Raw genomic sequence first — 26,685 nt, 5'->3', positions numbered from 1 at the left:
GCGCAGCGGCGATGTTCGAGCCGGATTTCAGCGGGGCGGAGGTTTGTCCCTCTCCGAATTTCGGCGTACGGCGGGACGGACAAAAGCCTGATGCGCTCATTCTCCACTATACCGGCATGGAAACCGGCAAGAGTGCGCAGGACTGGCTTTGCGCAGCCGAAAGCGAGGTTTCAAGCCACTATCTCGTCCATGAAGACGGGCGCATCGTGCAGATGGTGCGGGAGGCGGACCGGGCCTGGCATGCGGGGCGGGGATCATGGCGGGGGCGTGACGATGTTAACTCCTGGTCCATCGGTGTCGAGATCGCGAATGCGGGGCATCCGCAGAACCTGCCGGACTTTCCCGAGGTGCAGATCAAGGCCGTTCTCGAGCTTGGCCTGGACATCTGCCGGCGTCACAGAATCCTGGCAAAACGGGTTCTTGCCCATTCCGACATTGCGCCCGGTCGCAAGGTCGACCCGGGAGAAAAGTTTCCCTGGCAGCGGCTGGCGGCGGCTGGTCTTGGCCATTTTGTCGCAATTGCGCCCATCCCGGGAGGGCGTGTTCTCGGTCCCGACGGCAGCGGACCGGCCGTTCTGGCCCTCCAGAGACTGCTTCAGCGCTACGGATACGGGATTGCCACAACCGGAACATATGACAGGCAAACGCAAACGATCGTCCGGGAATTTCAAAGGCATTTCAGGCCTTTAGAGGTTTGTGGCCTGGCTGATGTGACAACATGCGAGATTTTGCGCAAATTGTTGTATAATTAATTTGTGATTGATTCTTCTCCCTGACGATCACTCACTCCCAAGACTGGCGCAAAATTTCATCGATTCATATTATTTGAATTGAAGCGCCTTTTTTGTTTCCCCTTCGCCTGCAAAACACCGACCCGTGTTGAGGCCGTGGGACATTGATCCCGGCTTCGTTAAAGACAAAACCTGCCGCGCACGGATGCTGCGGCACAGATTTACGGGTCGAAATGAAAATCAAAACCTTACTCGCGGCAGCGATCGCTGTCGGCGCTGCAACGTCTTTGTCCCATGGTGGCGAAAAGACCAATTATGGACAGGTGATCGCGGCCCACTCTGCCAAGAAGAGTGCCGAGAAAGCGGAAAAGGGTGAAGCCGCGCCCAATCTGCTTCGTACAATCATCCGTGGTGGAAAAGGTTCCCAGGCAAGCGAAGTGGACATGACCACCACCGCCTCGATAAAGCCGGCGAAACCGGCCAGGGCGGAAAAGAAGGTCACAGCGAAGTCCAGCAAGAAGAAGACCACGGTTAAAACCACCGTGCGCACCAGCGGCAAGAGCTCCAAGGGCAGCAAGAGCGCCAAGGGCGGTTCCTACCAGACGATCATTGCCCAATACGCTTCTGCCTATGGCGTCCCGGTTTCGCTGGCCAACGCCGTTGTCCGGGTTGAAAGCAACTACCGTGCGAATGCACGTGGCGCGGCGGGCGAGATCGGCCTTATGCAGATCAAGCCCGCAACGGCGCGGATGATGGGCTATCGCGGCTCGGCCAAGGGCCTCTACAATCCCGATACCAACATCAAGTACGGCATGAAGTACCTCGCCAAGGCGCACAAGCTGGGTGGCGGCACGACCTGCGGCACGATTCTCAAATACAATGCGGGTCACGGCGCGAAGCGCATGAACCCGATTTCCTCGCGCTATTGCTCGAAAGTGAAGCGGATTCTCGGGCGTTAAGTTCGGGAATGAGGGGTTTCGTGCGCAAACGTGTCTGTTTTGAGTTGCGTTTTGCCGTGCGAAACCCTTTATACGTCCTGCCAGCCGGTCGGACGGCCGCGCGAACGGGAGCCGAAAGGCTGTTTGCGAGGAAAGTCCGGGCTCCACGGAAAAACGGTGCCGGATAACATCCGGCGGGGGCAACCCCAGGGACAGTGCCACAGAAAGCAGACCGCCCCGCCTGTTTTTCGGTTCTTTTTCAGGCTCTTGCCGGGAACCGAAATGCTGGCGGGGTCAGGGTGAAAGGGTGGGGTAAGAGCCCACCGCGTCGACGGTAACGAAGACGGCATGGTAAACCCCACCGGGAGCAAAACCGAATAGGAATGGCGTGAGGGGTCACCCTCAGGGCGTTTTCCGGTCCAGCCGTTCGGGTAGGTTGCTTGAGGCCGATGGCAACATCGGTCCCAGAGGAATGGCCGTCACGTTGCATCGCTTTCGGGCGGTGCGGCCATACAAAACCCGGCTTATAGACCGGCTGGCACACTTTTCCGGAATTTGCCGATTTTTCTGGAATTCGAGGGATTCCGGCCTCGTTTCCGGAAATTCCGGGCAGTTTTACGCCGTTTTCAATGCGGCGTCGATTGCCTGCCAGAGTGTCTCCGTCGGCTCGCACCCGACCGAGAGACGAACGAACCCTTCTGCCACATCGTCACCCCATCGCGCACGCCGTTCGGCGGATGTGTGGACGCCGCCGAAAGAGGTTGTCGCCTCGATGAGCGGGCAGGTGTCGATGAAGGCTTCGGCCTGTTCTTCCGAACCCAGCGTCAGCCCGATGAGCGAACCGAAGCGCAGCATCTGCGTTTTGGAGAGTGCATGCGATGGATCGCCCGCAAGGCCGGGATAGCGCACCGACCGGATCGCCGGATGGTCTGCAAGGCGTGCTGCAATGATTTCGGCGGAAGTGCACATGCGGTCGAAGCGCAGTTCGAGTGTTTCGAGGCCGCGCAGGACCAGCCATGCTTCGAACGGGCCGGGGATGACACCGGCCAGTTTGCGCCATTCGCGGATGGTTTCGATCATCTCCCCATTGCGGCTTGCGACGTGGCCGAAAAGCACGTCCGAATGCCCGTTGGGCGCCTTGGTGTCGGCGGCAAGCACGATGTCGACGCCGAGATCCAGCGGGCGCTGGCCATAGGGTGTCATGGTCGTGTTGTCGGCGACGACGATTGCGCCCGCAGCATGGGCGGCTTCTGCCACCGCCCTGATGTCGCAGACATCAAGCCCCGGGTTGGAAGGGGTTTCGACGAGCACCATGCGATATCCGGCAAACCCGCCTTCGAGAAACGACGCGGTCGGTCGGGTGTCGTAGCGTATGCCAAGCCGGATCAGGTGCTTTTCCAAAAGGACGCGGGGCGTGTAGTAGCCATCCGAGGGCAGGAGCACCCGGTCGCCGCCTGAAAGCAGGGCCAGAAAAACCGACGAGATCGCGGCCATGCCGGAGGGGAAGGCGATGGCGTCGGCATCTTCAAGATGGGCGAGTGCTGCCTCCACCGCTTCCCAGGTGGGATTGTCGAAACGGCCATATTGACGCGCGCCTGCAGGGTCGCCTGGCAGATGAAACACCGAACTCATGACGATGGGCGTGGAGAGCGGATCGCCTTTGGCAAGGCTGCCCGAATGAAGGTGTGAGAGGCTTGCAGCACGGGCGTTCTGGCTGTCGGACATTGGGCTCCTCGCGGTCATGTCGGTGGGTGCGGGCCGGACGGCACGAAGCTCTTCCTAACCTTTTGTTAGCCTTAATGCACGATAAATGACCATGGCCCGATGCATGTCCAAAACGCCTGTCATTGCGGCATTTGTGAAGCTTAATCCCGTTGACGCCCATATCGGCCCATGGTACCCCATATAACAAATCAGCGTTTCGTTGCAGTTGGAGTACGGGTTCCTCTCATGTCGGCCTCTTTGGCAGGGCGGCGTGGCAGTTGGGATTCACCCTTGCAGGGGGGCGGGCAAGTGTTCGGAGAGCCGCATCTGAAAGCGGCTGAAGAGATGCAGAGGGGCATGGGCCTTTTGGCCGCAACGCGTCATGGACCGGTTTCTGTCGAATGCAGTAAACAAGATCGACTCCAAGGGTCGGGTCTCGGTGCCGGCGCACTTTCGCTCCGTCGTTCAAAAACGTGGTTTTATCGAGCTCTATGCGCTTCGCGCGCTCGACATCCAGGCGATGGATGTGGGCGGTCTCGATCTGCTCGACCGCTACGAGGAGCGGATCGCGCAGGAAGACCCATTTCTGCAGACTGCGGACGACATGTCCTTTTTCGTGCATGGCGACGGCGCCTTCCTGAAACTCGATCAAGACGGGCGCATCACGGTGACGGATTTCATTCGCGAGCATACAGGCATCACGAAGGATGTGGCCTTCGTTGGTCGTGGGCATTTCTTTCAGATCTGGGAGCCGGAGCGGCTGAAGGCTCACGGGCAGGCGGTGCGCGAACGGCTTCTGAAACTTCGGCAAGCGGCCACTTCGAGCCGAACTGCCGGACAGTCGGAATGATGGCGGGCCCCGGCGGCGAAAGCCCGGCCGGTGGCGGACTGGCCCGCCACATTCCGGTTCTTTTGCGCGAAGTTCTCGAGGCGCTACAGCCTCTCGACGGCCAGCATTTCATTGACGGCACGTTCGGCGCCGGCGGCTACACGACGGCCCTCCTTGAAGAGGGGGCCTCGGTCACGGCCATCGACCGCGACCCGACCGCCATTGAAGCCGGTCAGGCGCTGGTGAAGACGTGGGACGGGCGCCTGCAGCTGGTGGAAAACCGCTTTTCCAGGCTCGACGATGTTGTCGACGATCAGGTCGATGGCGTGGTGCTCGATATCGGCGTTTCCTCCATGCAGATCGATCAGGCCGTGCGCGGTTTCTCCTTCCAGAAGGATGGACCGCTCGACATGCGCATGGAGCGCTCGGGCCTGAGTGCTGCCGATGTGGTCAACACAATGAAAGCGGGCGACCTTGCCCGTATCTTCGGCATTCTCGGCGAGGAGCGTCAGGCGGGCCGCATTGCGCGTGGACTGGAACGGGTGAGGGCTGAAAAGCCGTTCGAGACGACGCTGGACCTTGCCAGTGCGGTCGAGAAGATCGTCGGCCGGCGTCCGCAGGAGAAAATCCATCCCGCGACGCGCGTTTTTCAGGGGCTGCGCATTTTCGTCAATGACGAGCTCGGCGAACTGGCGCGTGCGCTCTTTGCAGCCGAACGCGTTCTAAAACCAGGCGGCCGGCTGGTGGTGGTGACGTTCCACTCGCTTGAAGACCGGATCGTCAAGCGTTTCATGGTGGAGCGTGCCGGCGGACAGGGCGGATCGCGCCATCTGCCAGAGGTGCATGGCGCGGCTCCGACTTTCGAGAAGCCGGTCAAGCCTGTGGCTCCATCGCGCGGGGAGACGGAGCAGAACCCGCGGGCGCGTTCCGCGCGGCTGCGCCTGGCGAGGCGCACCGATGCGCCGGCCGGGGAGGCTGATTTCGAGATTGTCGGTCTGTCGCGGTTTCCGCGGCCGACGCGTGCAGGTGAGAGGTAGAGGCAAGAATGTTTCGCACGAGCGATATTGTGCTGATCACGGTCATGCTGGCAGCGGCTGCCTTCACCTACAAGACCAAGCACGATGCCGAAGCCAAATACGAGGAACTGCAGAAGATCGAGCGTCAGGCAGAGCTTGAGGAAGATTCGATCGATATCCTCAGGGCGGACTGGAGCCTGCTGACGCAGCCTGCGCGGCTGCAGCGGCTGGCCGAGACCTATAAGGATGAGCTGGGGCTTGAACCCGTTGAGGCGCCGCGGATCGCCGAATTTTCCGATCTTCCGGAAAAGCCTCTGACCATCGAGGGGCTTGTCGGCGGTATGGCCGACGCCGGGGGCGTGCCAGACGAGACGACAACCGGGGCGGTGCGGCCATGACGAGCACAAGCGGATACAGGGACGACATGGCTTCGTCGGTCGTGCGCCGGGGCGCTGCAACCATCGTGATGGACGGGGCCGGCAAGGCCCGTGGCGGACGGGCTCAGAACCGGGTGGTGATGGCCATGGCCGTCATATTCGGCATTTATGCAGTGCTTGGTGGTCGCCTGGTTCACCTCGCCATGCAGGACGAGCCGGAGGCGAGCGTGCCGGCAGCCCGTGTGACCGCGTCGCGCCCCGACCTGGTGGACCGCAACGGTGAGGTTCTTGCGACCGACATCAAGACAGCGTCGCTCTTTGCCGAGCCGCGACGTATCGTGGATATCGACGAAGCCATCGAGAAGCTTTCCACTGTTCTTCCCGACCTCAATTACCAGCAGACCTATCGAAGGCTCGACAGCGATGCGGGCTTTGTGTGGCTGCGCCGCCAGCTCTCGCCGCGCCAGCAGGCCGACATTCTCGCGCTGGGCGTGCCGGGTCTCGGTTTCCGCACGGAAAAACGCCGCTTCTATCCCGGTGGGGCGACCGCCTCGCATATCCTTGGCCTTGTGAACATCGACAACAAGGGCATCGCAGGCATCGAGAAATTCGTTGACGATCAGGGGCTGGCCGACCTGCAGGCCACGGGGCTTGCCGTCGAGGGGCACCTGGAGCCGGTTAGGCTTTCGGTCGACCTGCGTGTGCAGCACATCATCCGGGACGAACTCGTGCAGGCACTCGACCGCTACAAGGCAATTGCTGCCGGTGCCGTGGTGCTGAAGGCCAATACGGGTGAAGTGGTGGGCATGGCATCCGTGCCCGACTATGACCCGAACAATCCGGTCAACGCGCTGGACAAGGATCGCCTGAACCGCATGTCGGCCGGTGTGTTCGAGATGGGTTCGACGTTCAAGATCTTCACGACGGCCATGGGGCTCGATTCCGGTCTGGTCAGCATCAATGACAGTTTTGATGCGACACGGCCGATCCGCATTGGCGGTTTCACGATCAACGACTTCCACGGCAAACGCCGGGTGCTGAGCGTGCCCGAAATCTTCATCTACTCCTCCAACATCGGCACGGCGAAGATGGCGGACGTGGTGGGGATCGAGGGACACAGGGAGTTTCTGAAAAAGATCGGCCTTCTTGGACGGATGTCGACGGAACTGCCCGAGGTGGCTCTCCCGACAGAGCCGAAGGAATGGAAGAAGATCAATTCCGTGACGATCTCCTATGGTCATGGCATGGCCACGACACCCCTCCAGACGGCGGTGGCGGCAGCGGCCATGCTGAACGGTGGCAGGCTCATTCCGCCAACCTTCCTGCCGCGCTCCGAAGCGGAGGCGACGGAGATCGCAACGCAGGTGATCTCGCCGAAGACCAGCGCACAGATGCGCTATCTCTTCCGACTCAATTCCGAGAAGGGATCAGGCCGGCGCGCCGAGGTCGAGGGCTATTATGTCGGCGGCAAGACCGGCACTGCGGAGAAGGTTGTCAACGGCCGCTACTCCAACAATGTCCGCTTCAACGCGTTCATCGCAGGTTTCCCGGTCGACGATCCCGAATATGTGGTGCTGGTGTTCATCGACGAACCGAAGCCCGAGCGGGAAGGGATCGGCGCAACGGCCGGCCTGAACGCGGCGCCAATGGTGCGCAACATCATCCGCCGTTCAGCGCCGCTGCTTGGCGTCAAGCCTGAATTCGGTCAAGAAAGTGATGCTTTGCTGATTTCGCAGCAGTGAGTCGGCGCATTGAGTCGGCCATGTGCCGAGGGAACAAACGCAACTGAAAGTACCGGGGCCTCATGAAGTTCAGTGAATTTGCGGACATTCTTCCTCAACAGGGATCGTTGCCTGCGCAAGCGGAGGTCTCGGGGATTTCGGCGGATTCGCGGAAGGTGAAGGCAGGAGACCTGTTTTTTGCCCTGGCCGGCGTAAAGGCCAATGGAGCCGCTTTTGCCGCCGACGCTGCGCGCAAGGGGGCAGCCGCCATCATCGCGGCGCCAGGCGCCCTTTCTTCCGATCCCGGGGTGCCTGTCATTGAAACGGACGACCCACGGCGTGCCCTTGCGCTCTGTGCGGCGCGGCTTTTTCCGCGCCAGCCTGCGACAATGGTCGCGGTCACCGGGACCAGCGGCAAGACCTCGGTCGCTTCCTTCACACGCCAGATATGGGAACATGCCGGATTGCCGGCGGCCAGCATCGGCACCACGGGCGTGGTGGCACCGGGCCGGGACGAATATGGCGAGTTGACGACACCCGATCCGATCGCGCTGCATCGCCTGCTCGATGAACTGGCGGGGGAAGGCGTGAGCCACGCCTCGATGGAGGCTTCGAGCCACGGGCTCGACCAGCGCCGCCTCGATGGTGTGCGGCTTGCCGCCGGGGGCTTTACCAATCTCGGGCGCGACCACATGGATTATCATCCGACGGTGGAGGAATATCATCAGGCGAAGCTGCGCCTGTTCGATACGCTTTTGCCCAAGGGCGCGCCGGCGGTGATCTTTGCCGACGATCCGTGGTCGGACCCGACAGTGGTGGCGGCGAAGGCCGCGGGTCTCTATGTGCGTACGGTGGGGCGCAAGGGCGCGTTCCTGACGCTGAAGCGGGTCGAGCACGAGCGCCATCGCCAGCGGGCCGAGGTGGATGTCGGCGGTGTTATCTACGAGGTGGACCTGCCGCTTGCGGGTGATTTTCAGGTGGCCAATGCGCTTGTTGCCGCAGGTCTGGCGATCAGCACGGGGACGGCAGCGGAGACCGCGTTTGCAGCGCTTGAGACGCTCAGGGGCGCGTCGGGCCGGCTGGAGCTTGTTGGAACGGCCAAGAATGGCGCACAGGTTTATGTGGACTATGCGCACAAGCCCGACGGGCTGGAAAATGTGCTGCAATCGGTGCGGCCCTTCACGACAGGACGGGTGATCGTGGTGTTCGGCTGTGGGGGCGACCGGGATACGGGCAAGCGCCCGATCATGGGCGAGATCGCCTCCCGGCTGGCCGATGTGGCGATCGTGACGGATGACAACCCGCGCTCGGAGGACCCGGAGGCGATCCGGGCGGCGATCATGGCCGCAGCTCCGGGAGCGCGCGAGATCGGCGACCGGCACGAAGCGATCCGTTCAGCCGTTGCCATGCTCGAGGAAGGCGACACGCTGATCGTTGCCGGCAAGGGACATGAGACCGGGCAGGAGATCGCTGGTGAAAAGCATCATTTTTCCGACCACGAGGAAGTGCGGGCTGCACTCGCGGAGCGTGGCGGATGAGCGCGCTGTGGACACATGAAGCGCTGGTGCAGGCGACGGGTGGCAGGCCGCTCGGGCAGCCTGTAGCGGCGATCACCGGGATTTCCATCGACACGCGGACGCTCCAGCCGGGCGACGCGTTCTTTGCCATTCAGGGCGAGCGGTTTGACGGGCACGATTTCGCCACCGCTGCCATGGCGGCGGGCGCATCCGTGCTGGTGGTCTCGGAGGGCAAGCTGCCGGCGCTGGGACGGCTTGGTGTGCCGAAAGTGGTGGTGCCGGACGTGCAGAAAGCCATGGAAGATCTTGGCCGTGCCGCGCGTCTGCGCAGCCGCGCCAAGATCGTGGCGGTGACAGGATCAGTTGGGAAGACATCGACCAAGAACATGATGCGCCAGGCTTTTTCCGCCTGCGGCAGCGTTCATGCGGCAGACCGTTCCTTCAACAATCACTGGGGCGTGCCGCTGACGCTGGCCCGCATGCCGGCCGACTGCGACTTCGCGATCTTCGAGATCGGCATGAACCACCCGGACGAAATCCGCCCGCTTGTGAAGATGGTGCGCCCGCACATCGCCGTGGTGACACTCGTGGCGGCGGCGCATCTGGGGTTCTTCAAGAGCGTGGAAGAGATTGCCCGCGCCAAGGGCGAGATTTTCGAGGGCGTGGTGAAGGGCGGCGCGGCGCTCGTCAACCGCGATGACAAACGCTGGAAAACGCTTTCGGCCCTTGCTGAAGAGGCCGGCGTGAAGACGATTGCCGGGTTTGGCGAGAATGCGCGCGCGGATATCCGGCTGATGCATGCGGAATGCGGAGCGCAATCCTCCACCTTTGCCGTGAAAATCGACGGCGAGGAGACGGAAGTGCGGCTGGGCGCGCCGGGACGGCACATGGTTCAGAATGCGCTTGCGACGCTGGGCGCGGTGCATCTGGCGCAGGCCGATGTGCGGAAGGCGGCCATGGCGCTGGGCTCGTTCGGCGCCGAAGCGGGGCGCGGCGCGCGGCATCGGCTGAAGGTCGACGGCGGCACGTTCACGCTGATCGATGAGAGCTTCAACGCGAATCCGGCCTCGATGGAGGCGGCGTTCGACCTTCTGAAACGGGCGGATCTCGGCGACGGCGGACGGCGCATCGCCATTCTGGGCGATATGGCGGAACTTGGCTCCCATGCGGAGAAGCTGCATGCCGGGCTCGCCGATCTGGTGACCGGGGCGGGGACGGACTGCGTTTATCTCGCCGGGCGGGAAATGAAGGCGCTGGCGGCAGCGCTGCCGCAGGGGCTGCCGGTGGAATACCGCGAGGCGACCGACGACTTGCGCGATCTCGTGGTGAAGGCGGTGAAACCCGGCGACGCCGTGATGATCAAATCTTCGAAGAGCATCGGCTTCAACAGACTGGTCGACGCCTTTATCAACACCTATCCGGGCGCGGCGACGGGAGACTGATCCATGCTCATGATGCTCGTTGAACTGGCCGATGAAGTTTCGGTCTTCAACGTATTCCGCTACATCACCTTCCGCACCGGCGGCGCGCTGATCACCTCGGCGCTGATCGTGTTCCTGTTCGGGCCCATGATCATCGCCTCGCTCAGGGTTCGGCAGGGCAAGGGCCAGCCGATCCGCGCCGACGGGCCGCAGACCCATTTCAAGAAGGCGGGAACGCCGACCATGGGCGGGCTCATGATGCTCTCGGGTATTCTCGGCTCCTGCGCGCTGTGGGCGAACCTTTCCAGCGTTTATGTCTGGGTGGTGCTGATGGTGACGGTGGGCTTTGGCGCCATCGGTTTCTACGACGATTATCTCAAGGTGACGAAGCAGTCGCATCTGGGCTTTTCGGGCAAGGCGCGGCTTTCGGCGGAATTCCTGATTGCGGGGATTGCCGCATGGACCATTATGCAGGCGGGGCAGGCGCCGTTTTCCTCGTCGCTCACCTTTCCGTTCTTCAAGGATTTTCTGCTCAATCTGGGTATTTTCTTCATCCCGTTCGCGGCCTTCGTGATCGTGGGGGCTGGCAATGCGGTGAACCTGACGGACGGGCTCGACGGGCTTGCGACCGTGCCGGTGATGGTGGCGGCGGCGTCGTTCGGCGTGATCGCCTATCTTTCCGGTAACGCCATTTTCGCCAACTATCTGCAGATCCATTTCGTGCCGGGCACGGGTGAGCTGGCGGTGATTCTGGGTGCGGTGATCGGCGCGGGGCTCGGCTTCCTGTGGTTCAACGCGCCGCCGGCGGCGATCTTCATGGGAGACACCGGATCGCTGGCACTGGGCGGTCTGATCGGCTCGGTGGCCGTTGCGACCAAGCACGAGATCGTGCTCGCCATTATCGGCGGGCTGTTCGTGGTGGAAATCCTGTCGGTGATCATCCAGGTGGCGGTCTTCAAGATGACCGGCAAACGCGTGTTCCTGATGGCGCCAATACACCACCATTTCGAAAAGCTCGGCTGGACCGAAAGCCAGGTGGTGATCCGGTTCTGGATCATCGCCGTGCTGCTCGCTCTGATCGGGCTTTCAACGCTCAAGCTGCGCTAGGAAGAGCGAATGATCCCGGCTTCGGTTTTCAAGGACAGGACCATCGCCCTTTTCGGGCTCGGCGGGTCGGGCATCGCCACAGCGCGGGCGCTTGTGGCTGGCGGGGCGCGGGTGACGGCGTTCGACGACAACCCCGACAGTGTGGCGCGGGCGGCAGGCGAGGGTGTGCCGACCGGCGACCTGCGTGCCATCGACTGGAGCGCGCAGGATGCGTTCGTCCTCTCGCCGGGTGTGCCGCTGACGCATCCGCGTCCGCACTGGAGCGTAGAACTGGCACGGGCGGCAGATGTCGAGATCATCGGAGACGTGGAGCTTTTTGCACGTGAGCGCCGGGCGCACGCGCCCGAGGCGCCCTTCGTCGCGATCACGGGCACGAACGGCAAATCGACCACGACGGCGCTGATCGCGCATGTTCTCGAGCAGGCCGGTCGTGACACGCAGATGGGCGGCAATATCGGCCGTGCCGTGATGACGCTCGATCCGCCAGAGGCGGGGCGGCATTATGTGGTGGAGTGTTCTTCCTACCAGATCGACCTCGCGCCGACACTGGACCCCTCGGTCGGGATTCTGCTCAACCTGTCGCCCGATCACCTGGACCGTCATGGCTCGTTCGAAAACTACGCCGGCATAAAGGAACGGCTGGTGGCGAAGAGCGGGCTTGCCATTGTCGGCGTCGACGACCCCGATTGCCGGCGCATCGCCGACCGGCTGGAGAAGCACGGGCGCAGGCTCCTGCGTATTTCGGCGACATCCTCGCTGGCGGACGGGTTCTATCTTGAAGGACACAGCCTCATGCGTGCGGTCGGCGGGGTTGCCGAGAAGCTGGCGACGCTTGAGGGGATCGGCTCCCTGCGCGGCGCGCACAATGCGCAGAACGCGCTTGCCGCCCTCGCTACCTGTCTTGATTGCGGTCTTTCTGCGTCAGAAATCCAGGCCGGATTCAATAGCTTCCCGGGACTTGCCCACCGCATGGAGCAGGTGGCCCGCAGGGGGCGGGTTCTCTTCGTCAACGATTCCAAGGCCACCAATGCCGATGCGGCGGAGCGGGCACTGGCGAGTTTCGAGCGCATCTACTGGATCGCCGGCGGCCTGCCCAAGGACGGCGGAATTGAAACACTGAAGAGCTTTTTTCCACGCATCGCCAAAACCTACCTGATCGGCGAGGCAGCGCCGGCTTTCGCCGCCACCATAGGGGAGGCGACGGCGTTTGAGATTTCGGGTACCATAGACAGGGCCGTTGACCATGCGGCGCGCGATGCGGCGGGCGATCCCGCGCCGGAGGCTGTTGTCCTGTTTTCGCCGGCGTGTGCGAGTTTCGATCAGTTCAGAAATTTTGAGGTGCGCGGCGATGCCTTCCGCGAAGCGGTGCGTTCGCTCGCCGGCGCCGAGATGATGGGGAGCAAGTGACATGGTGAGCCGCACCGACCGAAGCCCGGTTGCCAACTGGTGGTGGACCATCGACCGGTGGTTCCTCGCAGCCTTCCTGATGCTTATGGGACTGGGCGTGCTTCTTTCCTTCGCCGCCAGCCCTGCGGTTGCGGAGCGCATTGGTCTGTCGAGCTTTCACTTCGTTACCCGTCAGATCATATACATGCTTCCGGCCGTGGTGGTGATGATCGCTGTTTCCTTCCTCAGTCCCCGTCAGGTGCGGCGTGTGGCTCTGGTCATGCTGGCCGGGTCACTTGTTCTGATGGTGGTGACGCTTTTCGCCGGCATGGAGGTCAAGGGCTCGCGGCGCTGGCTCTATATATTCGGCGTTTCTGTTCAGCCTTCGGAGTATCTGAAACCGGCTTTCGTGGTTATCTGTGCCTGGCTCTTCCATGAACATGCCCGGCAACCGGAGATTCCCGGCAATCTTTTTGCCATGCTTTTGCTTGGTCTGGTCATGGCGCTTCTGGTTGCGCAGCCCGATCTTGGACAGACGATGCTCGTGCTCGGTACCTGGGGAGCAATGTTCTTCATTGCCGGTATGCCATGGCTGTGGATTGCCGTTCTGGGCGCCCTGGGAGCCGGAGGCGCTTTTCTCGCCTACACGATTTTCCCTCACGTGGCCGATCGTATCGACCGCTTCCTGACCGGTGAGGGCGATACCTATCAGGTGGATATGAGCATCGAGGCGATCACCCGCGGGGGCTGGTTCGGACGCGGCCCGGGCGAGGGAACGGTGAAGCGCATACTTCCCGACAGCCATACGGACTTCGTCTTCGCGGTTGCCGGCGAGGAGTTCGGCATCATCCTGTGCCTGATCCTGCTTGGCCTGTTTGCCTTTGTGGTCTTGCGCGGGCTGACGAAAGCGCGGCGTGAGGACGATGACTTTACCCGCTATGCGGTGAGTGGACTGGTGATCCTGTTCGGTTTCCAGTCGATCATCAATATGGGTGTCAACATCCGCATGCTGCCGGCGAAGGGCATGACACTTCCCTTCATCTCCTACGGCGGTTCCTCACTGATAGCGATGGCCATTTCCATGGGCTTTGTGCTCGCGCTCACGCGCCGCAAACCTGAGAAACGCCGTCCCGTGACCTATGCGACCCCTTCGGGACGCGAGGCGGTCGCCGGCTGACATGAATAAGGGCACGATACTTCTTGCCGCCGGCGGGACCGGCGGCCATCTCTTTCCGGCCGAAGCGCTCGCGCATGCGCTTCATGAGCGCGGCTGGCAGGTGCATCTGGCGACCGACAAACGGGCGGCGCGATTTTCGGGCGACTTTCCGGCTGCGGAAACGCATATCGTCGAAAGCGCCACATTCGGATCCAAAAACCCCATCGCACTTCTCAGGGCTGGCTGGACCATCTGGCGTGGCGTCAAGCAGGCATCCGCACTGCTGCAGCGGCTAAAACCTGCTGCCGTGGTCGGGTTTGGCGGGTATCCCACACTGCCGCCTCTGTGGGCGGCGACGCGGCGGGGCGTTCCAGCGCTGATCCATGAGCAGAACGCGGTGATGGGACGCGCAAACAAGGCGCTGGCGGCACGTGTGCAGGCGATTGCTGGTGGATTTCTGGCGGCTGAAGGACCTTTTGCGGACAAGATCATTGCCACGGGAAATCCGGTCCGTCCGGCGGTGATCGAGGCGGCAGCGGTGCCCTATCGCGCGCCGGATGCGGGAGCGCCGTTCCATCTTCTCGTTTTCGGCGGCAGCCAGGGTGCACAGTTTTTTTCGGAGGCGATCCCCGCAGCCGTCGAAGAGCTCAGGCCGGAACAGCGCGCGCGGCTTGTAGTGACCCAGCAGGCGCGGCCCGAAGACGAGGCGGATGTTCGCACTGCCTATGAAAAGCTCGGTGTGCCTGCGGAAGTCTCACCTTTTTTCAATGACATGGCACGCCGGATTGCCGGGAGCCATCTGGTGATTTCGCGCTCCGGCGCGTCGACCGTTTCGGAAATCGCAGCCATTGGCCGGCCGGCCTTTCTGGTGCCGTATCCCCATGCGCTCGATCACGATCAGGCAGCCAATGCCGCGGCACTGGAGCGGGCCGGCGGTGCGGAACTTCATCCGCAGGCCACGCTGAGCGCTGAGCGCCTTGCCGGTCTGATCGGCGGGGCAATGGAGAACTCCCGGCGCCTGACTGAAATGGCCGGGGCCGCGCGCGGCGTGGGCAAAACGAACGCGGCGGCGTTGCTTGCAGACGTGGTTGAGGCTATTGCCTCCGGCCAATCCGCCAAAACAGTGAAAGAAGGAACCCACGCATGAAAATGCCGGAGACGATCGGAACCGTGCACTTCGTCGGTATCGGCGGCATCGGCATGAGCGGAATTGCCGAGGCGCTGCATACGCTTGGCTACAAGGTGCAGGGTTCGGACCAGTCCGAGAATGCCAATGTGGTGCGCCTGCGTGAGAAAGGCATCGAGGTTTTCGTCGGCCATGCGGCGGAGAATCTGGGCGAGGCTGAAGTCATCGTTGTCTCCACGGCCATCAGGAAGAACAATCCCGAGCTTGTTGCGGCACGTGAGAAGCATCTGCCGATCGTTCGACGTGCGGAAATGTTGGCCGAGCTGATGCGGTTTCGGCAGGCGGTCGCCATTGGCGGCACGCATGGCAAGACAACGACCACCTCGATGGTGGCTGCGCTGTTCGATGCAGGCGGTTTTGACCCGACGGTCATCAATGGAGGCATCATCAACGCCTATGGAACCAATGCCCGTATGGGCGAGGGCGACTGGATGGTGGTGGAAGCCGATGAGAGCGACGGCAGCTTTCTGAAACTCCCGGCCGAAATTGCCGTCATCACGAATATCGACCCCGAACATCTCGATCACTATGGCGATTTTGACAAGTTGCGGGCGGCGTTTCGTCAGTTTGTCGAAAACGTGCCGTTTTACGGCTTCGCTGCCATGTGCATCGATCATGCCGAAGTGCAGGCGCTGGTGGGGCGGATCGAAGACCGCCGCGTCGTCACCTATGGCGAAAACCCGCAGTCGGATGTGCGTTTTGCCAACCACCGCATGGATGGGCCGGTTTCCGTGTTCGACGTGATCTTTCGCGACCGCAAGACGGGTGGCACGGAGACGCTCGAGGGACTTCGCCTGCCTATGCCTGGAAAACACAATGTTTCTAACGCGACGGCGGCGATCGCCGTTGCGCACGAACTGGGCATTGACCATGAAGCGATCCGCGCGGGGCTTGCGGGCTTTGGTGGCGTGAAGCGCCGCTTTACGCTAACCGGAACCTGGAATGGCGTGAGCGTTTTTGACGATTACGGGCATCACCCCGTGGAAATCCGCGCCGTTCTCAAAGCCGCGCGTGAGGCCTGCAAGGGGCGGATTCTCGCCATCGCCCAGCCGCACCGCTATTCGCGGCTGCACGATCTCTACGATGATTTCGCCGCATGCTTCAACGAAGCGGACAAGGTGCTGATCGCGCCGGTTTATGCGGCGGGCGAAGAGCCGATCGACGGTGTATCCTCCGAGGCGCTGGTTTCGCGCGTTCGTGCGGCGGGCCATCGCGATGTCGCTCATATCGAGGGACCGGAAGCGGTGGAGCCCATTGTACGGCGCTGGGCGAAGGAGGGGGACTTCATCGTCTATCTGGGCGCTGGCAACATCACGCAATGGGCATATGCCCTGCCGGACGATCTGGGGGCGAAGGGATGAGCGGTGCCGCGCTGCTTGACCGTCTTGGGGACCGCCTGTCGGGTCTGCGGGGGCGCCTGACGCCTGATGCCGGCATGGACAAGATCACATGGTTTCGTGCCGGCGGTCCCGCGGACGCGCTGTTTCAGCCGGCCGACGAAGAGGACCTGGCTGCCTTCCTGAAGGCGGTACCGGAAGACATTCCGGTTACTATGGTGGGGATCGGCTCGAACCTGCTTGTGCGTGAAGGCGGCATTCGCGGATTCGTGGTGCGGTTGTCGGCCAAGGGGTTCGGTCAGGCGGAGGTGGTTTCGGACACGCGCATTCGCGCCGGCGCTGCCATCCCCGACAAGCGCCTTGCGGCGGCGGCGCTTGAGGCGGGCATCGGTGGTTTTCACTTTTATCACGGCATACCCGGAGGACTGGGTGGCGCGCTGCGCATGAATGCGGGCGCCAATGGCGTCGAGACGAAGGAGCGCGTCGTTGAGGTGCGTGCGTTCGACCGGAAGGGCGAACTGCACGTCTTCTCGAACGCCGATATGGGGTATGCCTATCGGCATTCCTCTGTGCCGAAGGATCTGATCTTCACCTCGGCCCTGATGGAGGGCTACCCCGAAGACCGGGAGACCATCCAGAAAGAGATGGATGCGGTGCAGCACCATCGCGAGACCGTGCAGCCGGTGCGGGAGAAGACGGGTGGCTCGACATTCAAGAATCCGCCCGGGACTTCGGCCTGGAAAGAGGTCGACAAGGCGGGATGCCGCGGGCTCACCATCGGTGGGGCGCAGATGTCGCCTATGCACTGCAATTTCATGATCAACACGGGTACGGCGAGCGGATACGATCTCGAATATCTCGGCGAGACGGTGCGGGCGCGCGTGCTCGAGCATTCGGGCATTCGCCTGGAATGGGAGATCAAGCGCATCGGCGAGTTCAGGGAAGGCCGTCGGATCGACCCGCTGTTGGGGCAGATGCTCTGACGTTGCATGCGGTTTTCTGCATGACGCAGAGAACCTTCCCGATTGTGGCGCCCGTGATCCCGACCCGTGTCAAGTTGCACGGCGCGGGTGTTCGCGTTCACAAAGTGTAAAATTTTCAGAAAATTGAATCTTCGGGAATCTCAAGCCCTTGCCATGGAATCAAACCTCTGATTCTTTGGCTCATAAGTAATCACTGATTTGAGTCGCGGCGTTCGGGTCGGGGGCTTTCCTAATCGAGGAGGTCTCACTCGGCCAATGCAGCTTATCGCCCAAAATTCTGGGCGGCCGGACAAGGGGGTAGCCGGACCATGAAGAGAAAGAACGTCGCCGTCCTGATGGGAGGTTTCTCCTCCGAGCGGCCGGTCAGTCTTTCTTCCGGCACTGCCTGCGCCGATGCTCTCGAGGTCGAGGGATATGCCGTCACGCGCGTCGATGTCGGGCGCGATGTGGCGCGTGTCCTGTCTGAGCTCAATCCCGATGTCGCCTTCAATGCCCTGCATGGCCCGTTCGGTGAGGACGGGGCTATCCAGGGTATTCTCGAATATCTCGACATTCCCTACACGCATTCCGGCGTGCTGGCATCTGCGCTGGCGATGGACAAGCAGCTTGCCAAAACGGTGGCGAAGGCGGAGGGCATTCCTGTTGCCGACGCGCTGGTGGTCAACCGCTTCGAGATCGGCAATGAGCACCCCATGGCGCCGCCTTATGTGGTGAAGCCGGTCAATGAGGGGTCGAGCTTCGGTGTGGTCATTGTCACCGAAGGGCAGAGCAACCCGCCGCAGATCATCAGTTCGACCGAGTGGCAATATGGCGAACGCGTCATGGTGGAGCGCTACATTGCCGGGCGTGAATTCACCTGCGCGGTGATGGGCGAGCGGGTGCTCGGCATCGCGGAGATCATTCCGGTCGGGCACGCCTTTTACGATTACGATTCAAAATACGTTCCGGGTGGCTCAAAACACGAATGCCCGGCAAAACTTTCACCAAATATTTACCAAAAAATAGAAACACTGGCCCTTAAGGCACACAAGGCTATTGGCTGCCGGGGCGTGTCCCGGTCCGACTTCCGTTTCGACGATCGCAAATCCGATGATGGGGAGCTTGTCTGGTTGGAGGTGAACACGCAGCCCGGCATGACGCCAACCTCTCTGGTGCCCGAGATCGCCGCTGCGGCGGGAATTGGGTTTGGTGAATTGTTGAGTTGGATTGTGGAGGACGCCTCGTGTTCTCGCTGACGTCATCTCAAGCCGGGACAGGCCGGAGCGGTGGACGCTTTCGCGGCGGCGATGTCGTGTTGCCGCGCTGGCTGCGTCGTCCAGCGCGTTTCATGCACAGGGTCAACGCGGGTGAAGTCGAGGCGCCGCGCTACGGCGCGACGATCGCGACTGCGGTGCTGCTTGGAGCCACGGCGGTATACGGGACACTGGCCGGCGGGCATCTGCCGCAGGTTCTGCAGAGCGTTACCGCGCGGACAGGGCTTGCGATCGCGCAGGTCCATGTGGTCGGAAATGAAGAAACCTCGGAGATCGATGTTCTGCAGGAGGTCGGTCTGAACGGCTGGACGGCGCTGGTCGGCTTCAATGCCGAAGAGGCGCGGCAGCGCCTTGCCGGTCTGCCCTGGGTTGAGGGTGTTGCCGTGCGCAAGGTCTATCCGGCGACGCTGGAAGTGGACATCACCGAGAAGAAAGCATTTGCGATCTGGCAGCATGGCAACGCGCTGTCGCTGATTGAAAAGGATGGCTCCGTGATCGCGCCGTTCGACGGCGGGCGCTACACGGCGCTGCCGATGGTGATCGGTGCGGGTGCGCGTGAGGTGGGGCCCGAATTCATCGCCAAGGTGGCGCGTCATCCCTCCATTGCGGGGGAGGTGCGTGCCTATATTCGTGTTGGCGGACGGCGCTGGGATCTGCGCCTGAAGAATGGCGTGACGATCAAGCTGCCCGAGACCAACGAGGCGCTGACACTGGCAACACTGGCCGCTCTCGACCGCAAGAACGGTCTTCTTTCCCGCGACATCACTTCGGTGGACATGCGGCTTCCCGACCGTATGGCGATCGGCCTTTCGGAAGAGGCCGCCAAGGCGCATCAGGAAACGATGCGCGAGCGCTACAAGGCGCGGATTGCAGGCGGGGCGCAGATATGAGCTGGTTATCAGAACCCAAGAAAGGCGCCGTGCGCCGCTCCGGCATCATCACGGTTCTTGACGTCGGCTCGAGCAAGGTCTGCTGCATCATCGCCAGGCTCATGCCTGCGGAAGAGGGACGGGCGCTGCGCCATCGCACGCATCGTGTGAAGGTCATCGGCATCGGCCATCAGCAGTCGCAGGGCATGAAGTCGGGCGTGATCGTCGATCTCGACCGGGCCGAGGAAGCGATCCGGCTGGCGGTGGACGCGGCCGAGCGCATGGCGGGGCTGACGGTGGATTCGCTGATCGTCAACGTGTCGGCGGGGCGGCTGCGCAGCGAGACGATCTCGGCGTCGATCAATCTTGGCGGGCATGAGGTCGCCCAGTCCGACATCAACCGCGTTCTCGCGGCCGGTGCGCGGCAGGGGCTGGAGACCGAGCGCGAGGTGGTGCATTCGCTGGCGACGGGGTTCAGCCTCGACGCGGAGCGCGGCATTCGCGATCCGCGCGGCATGGTCGGTTCCGAACTCGGCGTCGACATGCACATCCTGACGGCGGACGCGGCGCCGCTGCGCAATCTGGAGCTCTGCATCAACCGTTCGCATCTTTCGGTCGAGCGCATGGTGGCGACGCCTTACGCAAGCGGCCTGGCGGCACTGGTGGATGACGAGGCGCAGATGGGCGCTGCCTGCATCGACATGGGCGGCGGCACGACGACGATCTCCGTTTTCGCGGAGGGCAAGTTCGTGTGGGCCGATGCGCTGCCGGTCGGCGGCAATCATGTGACGATGGATCTGGTGCGTGGCCTCTCGGCGCGGCTTGAGGATGCGGAGCGGCTGAAGGTGATGCACGGTTCGGCGCTGATCTCTTCGAGCGACGACCGGGATATCGTTTCGATCCACCCGATGGGGGCGGATCCGGGCGAACAGCCGATCCAGGTGCCACGCGCCGTGATGACAAGGATCATCCGCGCGCGCATCGAGGAAACGCTGGAGATGGCTCGCGACAAGCTCAACCGCTCCGGCTATGGCGGCCTTGTGGGACGTCGTGTGGTTCTGACGGGTGGCGCAAGCCAGCTTGTCGGTCTGCCCGAGGCAACCCGGCGGCTGTTTGGGCGTAATGTCAGGCTCGGGCGTCCGCTCGGCGTGGCAGGGCTTCCCGAGGCGGCCAAGGGGGCGGCGTTCTCCGCTTCCGTGGGGCTGTTGATTTATCCGCAGGTGGCGGAGTTCGAAAACCGTGGCCGCAGCGGCAAGAGCGGCATATTCACCCGTGCGACCGGCACTGGCGGCCGGTTCCAGCGCGTCAGCCAATGGCTGAAAAGCAACTTCTAGCGGGGGCGGCCCCGAATGACGACCGCGGCGGCGAGGCGGCGGCAAAGGCGGAAAGGACGAGGACAATGACTATCAATCTGCAGAAGCCGGATATTACCGAGCTGAAGCCACGCATCACCGTTTTCGGTGTCGGGGGCGGGGGCGGCAACGCCGTCAACAACATGATCAATGCGGGCCTGCGGGGCGTCGAGTTCGTCGTCGCAAACACCGATGCGCAGGCTCTGACCCAGTCCAAGGCTGAACGCCTGATCCAGCTCGGCGCTGCTGTGACCGAGGGACTGGGTGCCGGCTCGCAGCCGGAAGTCGGCAAGGCCGCCGCCGAAGAATGCATCGACGAACTGGTCGATCACCTGTCCTCCACCCACATGTGCTTCGTGACCGCCGGCATGGGCGGTGGTACCGGCACCGGTGCTGCGCCCGTTGTGGCCCGTGCCGCCCGCGAGAAGGGCATCCTGACTGTTGGCGTGGTCACCAAGCCGTTCCACTTCGAAGGCCAGCGCCGTATGAAGACGGCGGAAGCCGGCATCGAGGAACTGCAGAAGTGCGTCGACACGCTGATCGTCATTCCGAACCAGAATCTCTTCCGCATCGCCAACGACAAGACGACCTTCGCCGACGCCTTCGCGATGGCTGACCAGGTGCTCTATTCGGGCGTTGCCTGCATCACCGACCTGATGGTCAAGGAAGGCCTGATCAACCTCGACTTCGCCGACGTTCGCTCGGTGATGCGCGAGATGGGCAAGGCCATGATGGGCACCGGCGAGGCTTCCGGCGAGGGCCGTGCAATGGCCGCTGCCGAGGCTGCAATCGCCAACCCGCTGCTGGACGAGAGCTCCATGAAGGGCGCACGCGGCCTTCTGATCTCGATCACCGGCGGCCGTGATCTCACGCTGTTCGAGGTGGATGAGGCAGCAACCCGTATCCGCGAGGAAGTGGACCCGGACGCGAACATCATTCTCGGCGCGACCTTCGACGAGGACCTGGAAGGCGTTATCCGCGTCTCCGTGGTGGCTACCGGCATCGACAAGTCCGCAGCGGAAATTTCCGCACCCGCTACCGCGACGCGCCCGGTGCAGCAGCCCCGTGCCATCGAAGCCCAGCGCCCGGCGGCAGCCGTCGTCGAAGCTAAGCCGCAGCCTGTCGCTACCGATCCGGTCGCAGACGCGATTCGCCAGGCAGAGCGTGCGGCATCAGAGCCCACGCCGGCTCCTGCACCCGCACCGCGCCCGGCGGCGACCAATGGCGGTTTCCAACCGCAGAGCTCGCTGTTCCGTGGTGCCCAGCCGGTTCAGCCGGCTCCGCGTACCCCTGCACCGGCACCCAGGCCGGCTCCGGCCGCTCCGGCAGCCGAGCAGGTTCACTCTCAGCCGCCGCAGCAGCAGCAGGCGCGGGTTGAGGAAGAGCAGTTCTCCGCACCGCGCATGCCGCGCGTGGAAGACTTCCCGCCGGTTGTGAAGGCCGAGATGGAAGCCAAGACGCAGGAGCATGAAGATCGCGGTCCGATGGGGCTCATCAAGCGTCTTACGCACGGCCTTTCCCGCCGCGATGGCGAGCAGGGCTATGTGGAGCAGCCGCGCGAGCCGAAGCTGCGTCAGGCGACGCCTCAGCCGCGCCGCACGCCGGAGAACGAGGGACAGCTCTACGCACCGCGTCAGGGGCGTCTGGATGAGCATGGCCGTCTCACCACGCAGCCGCGCAGTGTGCAGGAAGACGATCATCTGGAGATTCCCGCGTTTCTTCGCCGGCAAGCCAACTAGAGCGCTGCCGCTTTCAGGTTCGGTGCTTCTGGCCATGGAATCTGTTACAAAGATCGGGAAGGGGGATGCGCCGCATCCCCCTTTTTGTTAAAATTCCGTAAATAATTCAGAAAGTTATATGACACTCGCGTTTTTCTTATGCCGTAACATCAAGTAAGAAACCGTGATTTGGAGTCTGTATTCCGCAACATTATCTTTCGTTGCGATTAAAGGTGGGGTGTGGGACGCATTTTGGGGGTGTCGTCCTGAAACGTTGGACACGCTGGCGCTTTAATAGCGCAGGCCTTGAAGAGCTCACGGGGACCATTTTGCTCGAATATCAGACGACACTCAAAGCACGCTGCTCGCTCTCGGGCATCGGTGTCCATAGCGGCAAGCCCGTCTCCATTCATTTCTCCCCCGCCGAACCCGACACGGGAATCGTTTTCCAGCGAATCGATGACGCCGGTACCGGTCGTGTGATTCGAGCGCTTGCTTCCGAGGTCTGCCAGACCGATCTCTGTACTGCCCTTGGTGATGCACGCGGCGAGTTCGTCGCAACCGTCGAACACCTTATGGCTGCCCTTCTGGCTGTCGGCATCGACAATGTAGCGATTGAAATCGATGGCGGTGAGGTGCCTGTTCTCGATGGCAGCGCCATCGGATTTATCGATGCGTTCGAGCAGGCCGGAATTGCCACGCTCCCCGTCAAGCGGCGCTATATCCGCGTCGTGAAGCCTGTGCGGATCGACAATGGCGGCTCCTGGGCGGAATTCCGCCCTTATGACGGAACGCGTTTTGAAGTGGAAATCGACTTCGACACACCGGCCATCGGCCGCCAGTCGCTCGCTCTTGATCTCAATGCAGCCAACTTCCGGCAGGAGGTTGCGCGCGCACGCACGTTCGGTTTCATCAAGGACGTCGAACGGTTGTGGGCTGCCGGCTATGCGCTGGGCTCTTCTCTGGAGAACTCGGTCGTGATCGGTGAAGACCACAAGGTCATCAATATGGAAGGCCTGCGCTATCCCGATGAGTTCGTCCGGCACAAGATGCTGGATGCGGTCGGCGATCTGGCCCTTGCCGGCGCGCGCTTCATCGGCTGCTTCCGTTCCTATCGCGGTGGTCACCGACTCAATGCAGCGGCTCTGCGTCATCTTCTGACCGACCGTTCTGCCTACGAGATCGTCGAAACGACACGCCGTGAGCAGGGACGCCGGGCTGAAATGGTGGCTGTGAGTGCGCCGGTCTACGCGCCCTGGACACTCTGAAATCCGCTTTTGCTGTATTTGCGAACGGGCTTTCCTCGTCAAACGCCACAAAATTGTACGATTGGCGGGCAATAGCGTTGCCGCGTGGCGGTCATATGCTCTATGACTGCGTTCCGAAATCGAGTTTCCGTTTGCGAGAGGCGAAATGCGTTCAACTTTTGTTGCCGGCATGACCAGAACAGGCAGAGCTGCCGTTACGACAGCTTCGGTGCTTGGCGTTTCGCTTCTTCTTTCTGCATGCAATGCGGAGAAGGATCTCGATCTGTCGACCTATGTCGAGCAGACCGATCCGGCTGACGTTCTGTACAATCAGGCGCTGGCGAACATGAATGCAGGTCGCCTTAAAGAGGCGAGCGCGAAGTTCGAGTCCATCGACAGGCAGCATCCCTATTCCGAGTATGCCCGCAAGGCGATGGTGATGAACACCTTCGCCAACTACCGGCAGGGCAAGTACGAAGAGGCGATCAACGGCGGCAAGCGTTATGTGGCGCTTTATCCCACCACGGACGATGCGGCCTATGCGCAGTATCTCGTGGGGCTGAGCTATTTCCGCCAGATACGCGACGTGACGCAGGATCAGCGTGAGGCACGCCGTACGCTGGAGGCGATGGAAGAGGTGGTGCAGCGCTGGCCCGATTCGGAATATGTCGAGGATGCGCAGGCCAAAATCCGCTTCTCCCGCGACCAGCTCGCCGGCAAGGAGATGCAGATCGGACGCTACTATCTCGAGCGTCGTGAGTATGTCGCTGCCGTGCGCCGCTTCCGTGGTGTGGTGGAGAGCTATCCCAACACGCGCCATGTCGAGGAAGCGCTGGCGCGCCTGACGGAATCCTATTACGCCATGGGATTGGTCTCGGAAGCGCAGACGGCCGCTGCCGTTCTGGGGCATAACTTCCCGGACAGCGACTGGTACAAGGATTCCTATGCTCTGCTGCAGTCTGGCGGACTGGAACCGCGTGAGAATGCCGGTTCGTGGATCTCCAAGGCTGGGGCAGCGATACTGGGCGGCTGACCCTCATCATGCTGTCTCACCTGTCGATCCGCGATATCGTCCTGATTGAACGCCTCGACATGGATTTCTCCGGAGGGCTCTCGGTGCTCACCGGTGAAACCGGTGCGGGCAAATCCATTCTTCTTGATTCTCTTTCGCTGGCGCTTGGCGGGCGCGGCGATGCGTCTCTGGTGCGCCATGGCGCGGATCAGGGGCAGGTGATCGCCGTTTTCGACCTGCCAGGCTCTCACCCCGTACGCGCGGTGCTGGCGGAGAACGCGATCGACGATGAGGGCGACATCATTCTGCGCCGTGTGCAGAGCGCCGACGGGCGCACGCGCGTCTTCATCAACGATCAGCCTTCCAGCGTGGCGCTGATGCGGCAGGTGGGACGCCAGCTCGTGGAGATCCACGGGCAGCATGACGAGCGCGCGCTGGTGGACGCAGGTATTCACCGCGATCTCCTTGATGCTTTCGGCGGGCATGGTGAGGCTGTCGCGCGGGTGCGGCTCGCCTGGCGTGACCTGCGCAAATGCGAGCAGGACCTTGCCCGGCACAGGGCGCGTGTCGAAGCGGCGGCACGGGAGGCCGATTTTCTGAGAGCCTCGGTGGAGGAACTTTCCAAGCTCGATCCGCGACCTGATGAAGAGGCGGTGCTGGCCGAGGAGCGCGCAGGGATGATGCGCGCGGAAAAGATCGCCAGCGATATTTCAGATGCGCAGGAGGTGCTGTCCGGCAACGCCTCGCCGGTGTCGCAGCTTTCAAGCCTTTTGCGCCGGCTGCAGCGCAAGGCGCAGGATGCGCCGGGTCTGCTGGACGGGATCATCGAGCCGCTTGATTCGGCTCTGCTCTCGCTCGATGCAGCGCAATCGGCCGTGGACGAGGCGATGCGGGCTACTGAATTTGATCCACAGCGTCTGGAAGACACGGAAGAGCGGCTCTTTGCCCTGCGTGCCGTTGCCCGCAAACACAATGTGCAGGTGGACGACCTCGCCGAGCTCTGTGCCCGCATGGTGGGCGATCTGGATGAGCTGGACGCTGGCGAAGAGCGGCTGGCTGTGCTGGAGCAGGAAGCCAGGGCGGCAGTCGGCACTTATGACGCTGCGGCGGCGGAGCTGTCGCAGTTGCGCCGCGAGACAGCAGCTTCTCTCAGCAGGGCGGTGATGGCTGAGCTGCCGGCCCTGAAGCTCGAGCGTGCGGAGTTCATAGTCGAGATTGCCACGGAAGCCGACGACCGCGGCGAGGAAGGCATCGACCATGTGGAGTTCTGGGTGCGCACCAACCCCGGCACGCGGGCAGGGCCGATGATGAAGGTGGCCTCCGGTGGCGAGCTCTCGCGCTTTCTTCTCGCACTCAAGGTGGTGCTGGCGGATCGCGGATCGGCGCCAACGCTGGTGTTCGACGAGATCGATACGGGTGTCGGCGGTGCCGTGGCGGATGCCATCGGGCAGCGCCTCGCGCGGCTCGCCGAGCGTATTCAGGTGCTTTCGGTGACCCATGCGCCACAGGTGGCCGCGCGCGCCGGCACACACTATCTCATCGCCAAGAGCGGCGGCACCGACCGGGTCGCCACCGGGGTTTCGGTCATGGACACCGATGCCAGGCAGGAAGAGATTGCCCGCATGCTGGCAGGCGCCACCGTGACAGACGAGGCGCGTGCTGCCGCCCAGCGCCTGCTCAGGGGCAGTGAAGCGGTTTCCTGAACGGTTCCTGTTCAAGGGCTTTTGGCTGGCCTTGTCAGCAGGGATGAGCCGCGTAAAAAGACGGCTGCCAAAACCGCGCGCGGATAGACTAAACTGCGCTCCAGTTCACATCCGGATATGTT

The 26,685-nt window shown here is 62.5% G+C and carries 22 protein-coding genes and 1 other RNA gene; 22 read left to right on the top strand and 1 reads right to left on the bottom strand.

The window, feature by feature from the left end; genetic code table 11:
• Nucleotides 1-11 precede the first annotated feature (11 nt).
• From BLW55_RS04490 to rnpB, 3 genes are all read left to right on the top strand, one after another.
• Complete coding sequence (locus BLW55_RS04490; RefSeq protein ID WP_090329884.1) at nt 12-752, top strand: N-acetylmuramoyl-L-alanine amidase; 741 nt, start codon at nt 12-14, stop codon at nt 750-752.
• Nucleotides 753-964: 212 nt separating this feature from the next.
• A complete protein-coding gene (locus BLW55_RS04485) occupies nt 965-1,690 on the top strand; it encodes a lytic transglycosylase domain-containing protein (RefSeq protein WP_090326988.1) in 726 nt (241 codons plus the stop codon).
• Nucleotides 1,691-1,770: 80 nt separating this feature from the next.
• An RNA gene (gene rnpB / locus BLW55_RS04480) (RNase P RNA component class A) lies at nt 1,771-2,212 on the top strand.
• A 72-nt stretch (nt 2,213-2,284) separates the two neighbouring features.
• On the opposite strand, the gene BLW55_RS04475 is transcribed toward rnpB, so the two are convergent.
• The gene (locus tag BLW55_RS04475; protein ID WP_090326985.1) at nt 2,285-3,394 is read right to left on the bottom strand and encodes a cystathionine gamma-lyase; all 1,110 of its coding nucleotides are present in this window, start codon (nt 3,392-3,394) and stop codon (nt 2,285-2,287) included.
• A gap of 361 nt (nt 3,395-3,755) precedes the next feature.
• Here BLW55_RS04475 and mraZ point away from each other — a divergent pair, with 361 nt between their 5' ends.
• The 19 genes from mraZ to recN all read left to right on the top strand — a co-directional run bounded on the left by mraZ (nt 3,756) and on the right by recN (nt 26,563).
• Nucleotides 3,756-4,223, top strand: coding sequence for a division/cell wall cluster transcriptional repressor MraZ (gene mraZ / locus BLW55_RS04470; protein WP_090326983.1), 468 nt, complete (start codon nt 3,756-3,758; stop codon nt 4,221-4,223).
• On the top strand, nt 4,220-5,239 hold the full coding sequence (gene rsmH, locus BLW55_RS04465) for a 16S rRNA (cytosine(1402)-N(4))-methyltransferase RsmH (protein WP_090326980.1): 1,020 nt from the start codon (nt 4,220-4,222) through the stop codon (nt 5,237-5,239). Before mraZ ends, rsmH begins: the two co-directional genes overlap by 4 nt.
• Nucleotides 5,240-5,247: 8 nt before the next feature.
• On the top strand, nt 5,248-5,616 hold the full coding sequence (ftsL, locus tag BLW55_RS04460) for a cell division protein FtsL (RefSeq protein WP_007010425.1): 369 nt from the start codon (nt 5,248-5,250) through the stop codon (nt 5,614-5,616).
• On the top strand, nt 5,613-7,337 hold the full coding sequence (locus BLW55_RS04455; protein WP_090326975.1) for a peptidoglycan D,D-transpeptidase FtsI family protein: 1,725 nt from the start codon (nt 5,613-5,615) through the stop codon (nt 7,335-7,337). The genes ftsL and BLW55_RS04455 overlap by 4 nt, the downstream gene beginning before the upstream one ends.
• 62 nt (nt 7,338-7,399) lie before the next feature.
• The gene (locus BLW55_RS04450) at nt 7,400-8,854 is read left to right on the top strand and encodes a UDP-N-acetylmuramoyl-L-alanyl-D-glutamate--2,6-diaminopimelate ligase (RefSeq protein WP_090326973.1); all 1,455 of its coding nucleotides are present in this window, start codon (nt 7,400-7,402) and stop codon (nt 8,852-8,854) included.
• On the top strand, nt 8,851-10,275 hold the full coding sequence (locus tag BLW55_RS04445) for a UDP-N-acetylmuramoylalanyl-D-glutamyl-2,6-diaminopimelate--D-alanyl-D-alanine ligase (RefSeq protein WP_090326970.1): 1,425 nt from the start codon (nt 8,851-8,853) through the stop codon (nt 10,273-10,275). Before BLW55_RS04450 ends, BLW55_RS04445 begins: the two co-directional genes overlap by 4 nt.
• A 3-nt stretch (nt 10,276-10,278) precedes the next feature.
• Nucleotides 10,279-11,361 carry a phospho-N-acetylmuramoyl-pentapeptide-transferase gene (gene mraY, locus BLW55_RS04440; RefSeq protein WP_007010549.1) on the top strand — a complete coding sequence of 361 codons (1,083 nt, stop codon included), beginning with the start codon at nt 10,279-10,281 and terminating at the stop codon, nt 11,359-11,361.
• Nucleotides 11,362-11,370: 9 nt separating this feature from the next.
• A complete protein-coding gene (gene murD / locus BLW55_RS04435) occupies nt 11,371-12,768 on the top strand; it encodes a UDP-N-acetylmuramoyl-L-alanine--D-glutamate ligase (protein ID WP_090326968.1) in 1,398 nt (465 codons plus the stop codon).
• A gap of 1 nt (nt 12,769) precedes the next feature.
• Nucleotides 12,770-13,924, top strand: coding sequence for a putative lipid II flippase FtsW (gene ftsW / locus BLW55_RS04430; RefSeq protein WP_090326965.1), 1,155 nt, complete (start codon nt 12,770-12,772; stop codon nt 13,922-13,924).
• A 1-nt stretch (nt 13,925) separates the two neighbouring features.
• The gene (gene murG, locus BLW55_RS04425; RefSeq protein ID WP_025031584.1) at nt 13,926-15,050 is read left to right on the top strand and encodes an undecaprenyldiphospho-muramoylpentapeptide beta-N-acetylglucosaminyltransferase; all 1,125 of its coding nucleotides are present in this window, start codon (nt 13,926-13,928) and stop codon (nt 15,048-15,050) included.
• Nucleotides 15,047-16,450 carry a UDP-N-acetylmuramate--L-alanine ligase gene (murC, locus tag BLW55_RS04420; RefSeq protein ID WP_025031585.1) on the top strand — a complete coding sequence of 468 codons (1,404 nt, stop codon included), beginning with the start codon at nt 15,047-15,049 and terminating at the stop codon, nt 16,448-16,450. Before murG ends, murC begins: the two co-directional genes overlap by 4 nt.
• Nucleotides 16,447-17,409: a UDP-N-acetylmuramate dehydrogenase gene (gene murB / locus BLW55_RS04415; RefSeq protein ID WP_090326963.1), complete on the top strand. Its 963-nt coding sequence runs from the start codon at nt 16,447-16,449 to the stop codon at nt 17,407-17,409. The genes murC and murB overlap by 4 nt, the downstream gene beginning before the upstream one ends.
• Before the next feature lie 308 nt (nt 17,410-17,717).
• A complete protein-coding gene (locus BLW55_RS04410; protein WP_007010556.1) occupies nt 17,718-18,644 on the top strand; it encodes a D-alanine--D-alanine ligase in 927 nt (308 codons plus the stop codon).
• A complete protein-coding gene (locus tag BLW55_RS04405) occupies nt 18,632-19,552 on the top strand; it encodes a cell division protein FtsQ/DivIB (RefSeq protein ID WP_244508983.1) in 921 nt (306 codons plus the stop codon). Before BLW55_RS04410 ends, BLW55_RS04405 begins: the two co-directional genes overlap by 13 nt.
• Entirely contained in the window at nt 19,549-20,865 is a 1,317-nt protein-coding gene (gene ftsA / locus BLW55_RS04400; protein ID WP_025031587.1) for a cell division protein FtsA, read from the top strand. Before BLW55_RS04405 ends, ftsA begins: the two co-directional genes overlap by 4 nt.
• A gap of 65 nt (nt 20,866-20,930) precedes the next feature.
• Nucleotides 20,931-22,622, top strand: a complete 1,692-nt coding sequence (gene ftsZ / locus BLW55_RS04395; protein ID WP_090326961.1) for a cell division protein FtsZ — start codon at nt 20,931-20,933, stop codon at nt 22,620-22,622.
• Nucleotides 22,623-22,930: 308 nt separating this feature from the next.
• Nucleotides 22,931-23,869 (top strand): UDP-3-O-acyl-N-acetylglucosamine deacetylase, encoded by a 939-nt coding sequence (lpxC, locus tag BLW55_RS04390; protein ID WP_025030314.1) that lies wholly within the window; start codon nt 22,931-22,933, stop codon nt 23,867-23,869.
• 169 nt (nt 23,870-24,038) lie between these two features.
• The gene (locus BLW55_RS04385; protein ID WP_036540120.1) at nt 24,039-24,881 is read left to right on the top strand and encodes an outer membrane protein assembly factor BamD; all 843 of its coding nucleotides are present in this window, start codon (nt 24,039-24,041) and stop codon (nt 24,879-24,881) included.
• A gap of 8 nt (nt 24,882-24,889) precedes the next feature.
• Entirely contained in the window at nt 24,890-26,563 is a 1,674-nt protein-coding gene (gene recN, locus BLW55_RS04380) for a DNA repair protein RecN (protein ID WP_090329882.1), read from the top strand.
• Nucleotides 26,564-26,685: the final 122 nt, after the last annotated feature.

Origin of the sequence: Nitratireductor aquibiodomus (assembly GCF_900105565.1) — a bacterium.
In the GTDB taxonomy this organism is placed as follows: Bacteria; Pseudomonadota; Alphaproteobacteria; order Rhizobiales; family Rhizobiaceae; genus Nitratireductor; species Nitratireductor aquibiodomus.
Note: the sequence above shows the minus strand (reverse complement) of the source record. Positions and strands in the feature narration are given on the sequence as shown.

Excerpts from the sequence above, each read along its gene's own strand:
- BLW55_RS04385 (WP_036540120.1), top strand. The coding sequence starts at position 24,039 with ATGACCAGAACAGGCAGAGCTGCCGTTACGACAGCTTCGGTGCTTGGC.
- BLW55_RS04410 (WP_007010556.1), top strand. The coding sequence starts at position 17,718 with ATGAAGAGAAAGAACGTCGCCGTCCTGATGGGAGGTTTCTCCTCCGAG.
- ftsL (WP_007010425.1), top strand. The coding sequence starts at position 5,248 with ATGTTTCGCACGAGCGATATTGTGCTGATCACGGTCATGCTGGCAGCG.
- murB (WP_090326963.1), top strand. The coding sequence starts at position 16,447 with ATGAGCGGTGCCGCGCTGCTTGACCGTCTTGGGGACCGCCTGTCGGGT.
- ftsW (WP_090326965.1), top strand. The coding sequence starts at position 12,770 with ATGGTGAGCCGCACCGACCGAAGCCCGGTTGCCAACTGGTGGTGGACC.
- mraY (WP_007010549.1), top strand. The coding sequence starts at position 10,279 with ATGCTCATGATGCTCGTTGAACTGGCCGATGAAGTTTCGGTCTTCAAC.
- BLW55_RS04450 (WP_090326973.1), top strand. The coding sequence starts at position 7,400 with ATGAAGTTCAGTGAATTTGCGGACATTCTTCCTCAACAGGGATCGTTG.
- murC (WP_025031585.1), top strand. The coding sequence starts at position 15,047 with ATGAAAATGCCGGAGACGATCGGAACCGTGCACTTCGTCGGTATCGGC.
- murD (WP_090326968.1), top strand. The coding sequence starts at position 11,371 with ATGATCCCGGCTTCGGTTTTCAAGGACAGGACCATCGCCCTTTTCGGG.
- murG (WP_025031584.1), top strand. The coding sequence starts at position 13,926 with ATGAATAAGGGCACGATACTTCTTGCCGCCGGCGGGACCGGCGGCCAT.
- BLW55_RS04475 (WP_090326985.1), bottom strand. The coding sequence starts at position 3,394 with ATGTCCGACAGCCAGAACGCCCGTGCTGCAAGCCTCTCACACCTTCAT.
- ftsZ (WP_090326961.1), top strand. The coding sequence starts at position 20,931 with ATGACTATCAATCTGCAGAAGCCGGATATTACCGAGCTGAAGCCACGC.
- ftsA (WP_025031587.1), top strand. The coding sequence starts at position 19,549 with ATGAGCTGGTTATCAGAACCCAAGAAAGGCGCCGTGCGCCGCTCCGGC.
- mraZ (WP_090326983.1), top strand. The coding sequence starts at position 3,756 with ATGGACCGGTTTCTGTCGAATGCAGTAAACAAGATCGACTCCAAGGGT.
- BLW55_RS04490 (WP_090329884.1), top strand. The coding sequence starts at position 12 with ATGTTCGAGCCGGATTTCAGCGGGGCGGAGGTTTGTCCCTCTCCGAAT.
- BLW55_RS04445 (WP_090326970.1), top strand. The coding sequence starts at position 8,851 with ATGAGCGCGCTGTGGACACATGAAGCGCTGGTGCAGGCGACGGGTGGC.
- BLW55_RS04485 (WP_090326988.1), top strand. The coding sequence starts at position 965 with ATGAAAATCAAAACCTTACTCGCGGCAGCGATCGCTGTCGGCGCTGCA.
- BLW55_RS04455 (WP_090326975.1), top strand. The coding sequence starts at position 5,613 with ATGACGAGCACAAGCGGATACAGGGACGACATGGCTTCGTCGGTCGTG.
- recN (WP_090329882.1), top strand. The coding sequence starts at position 24,890 with ATGCTGTCTCACCTGTCGATCCGCGATATCGTCCTGATTGAACGCCTC.
- rsmH (WP_090326980.1), top strand. The coding sequence starts at position 4,220 with ATGATGGCGGGCCCCGGCGGCGAAAGCCCGGCCGGTGGCGGACTGGCC.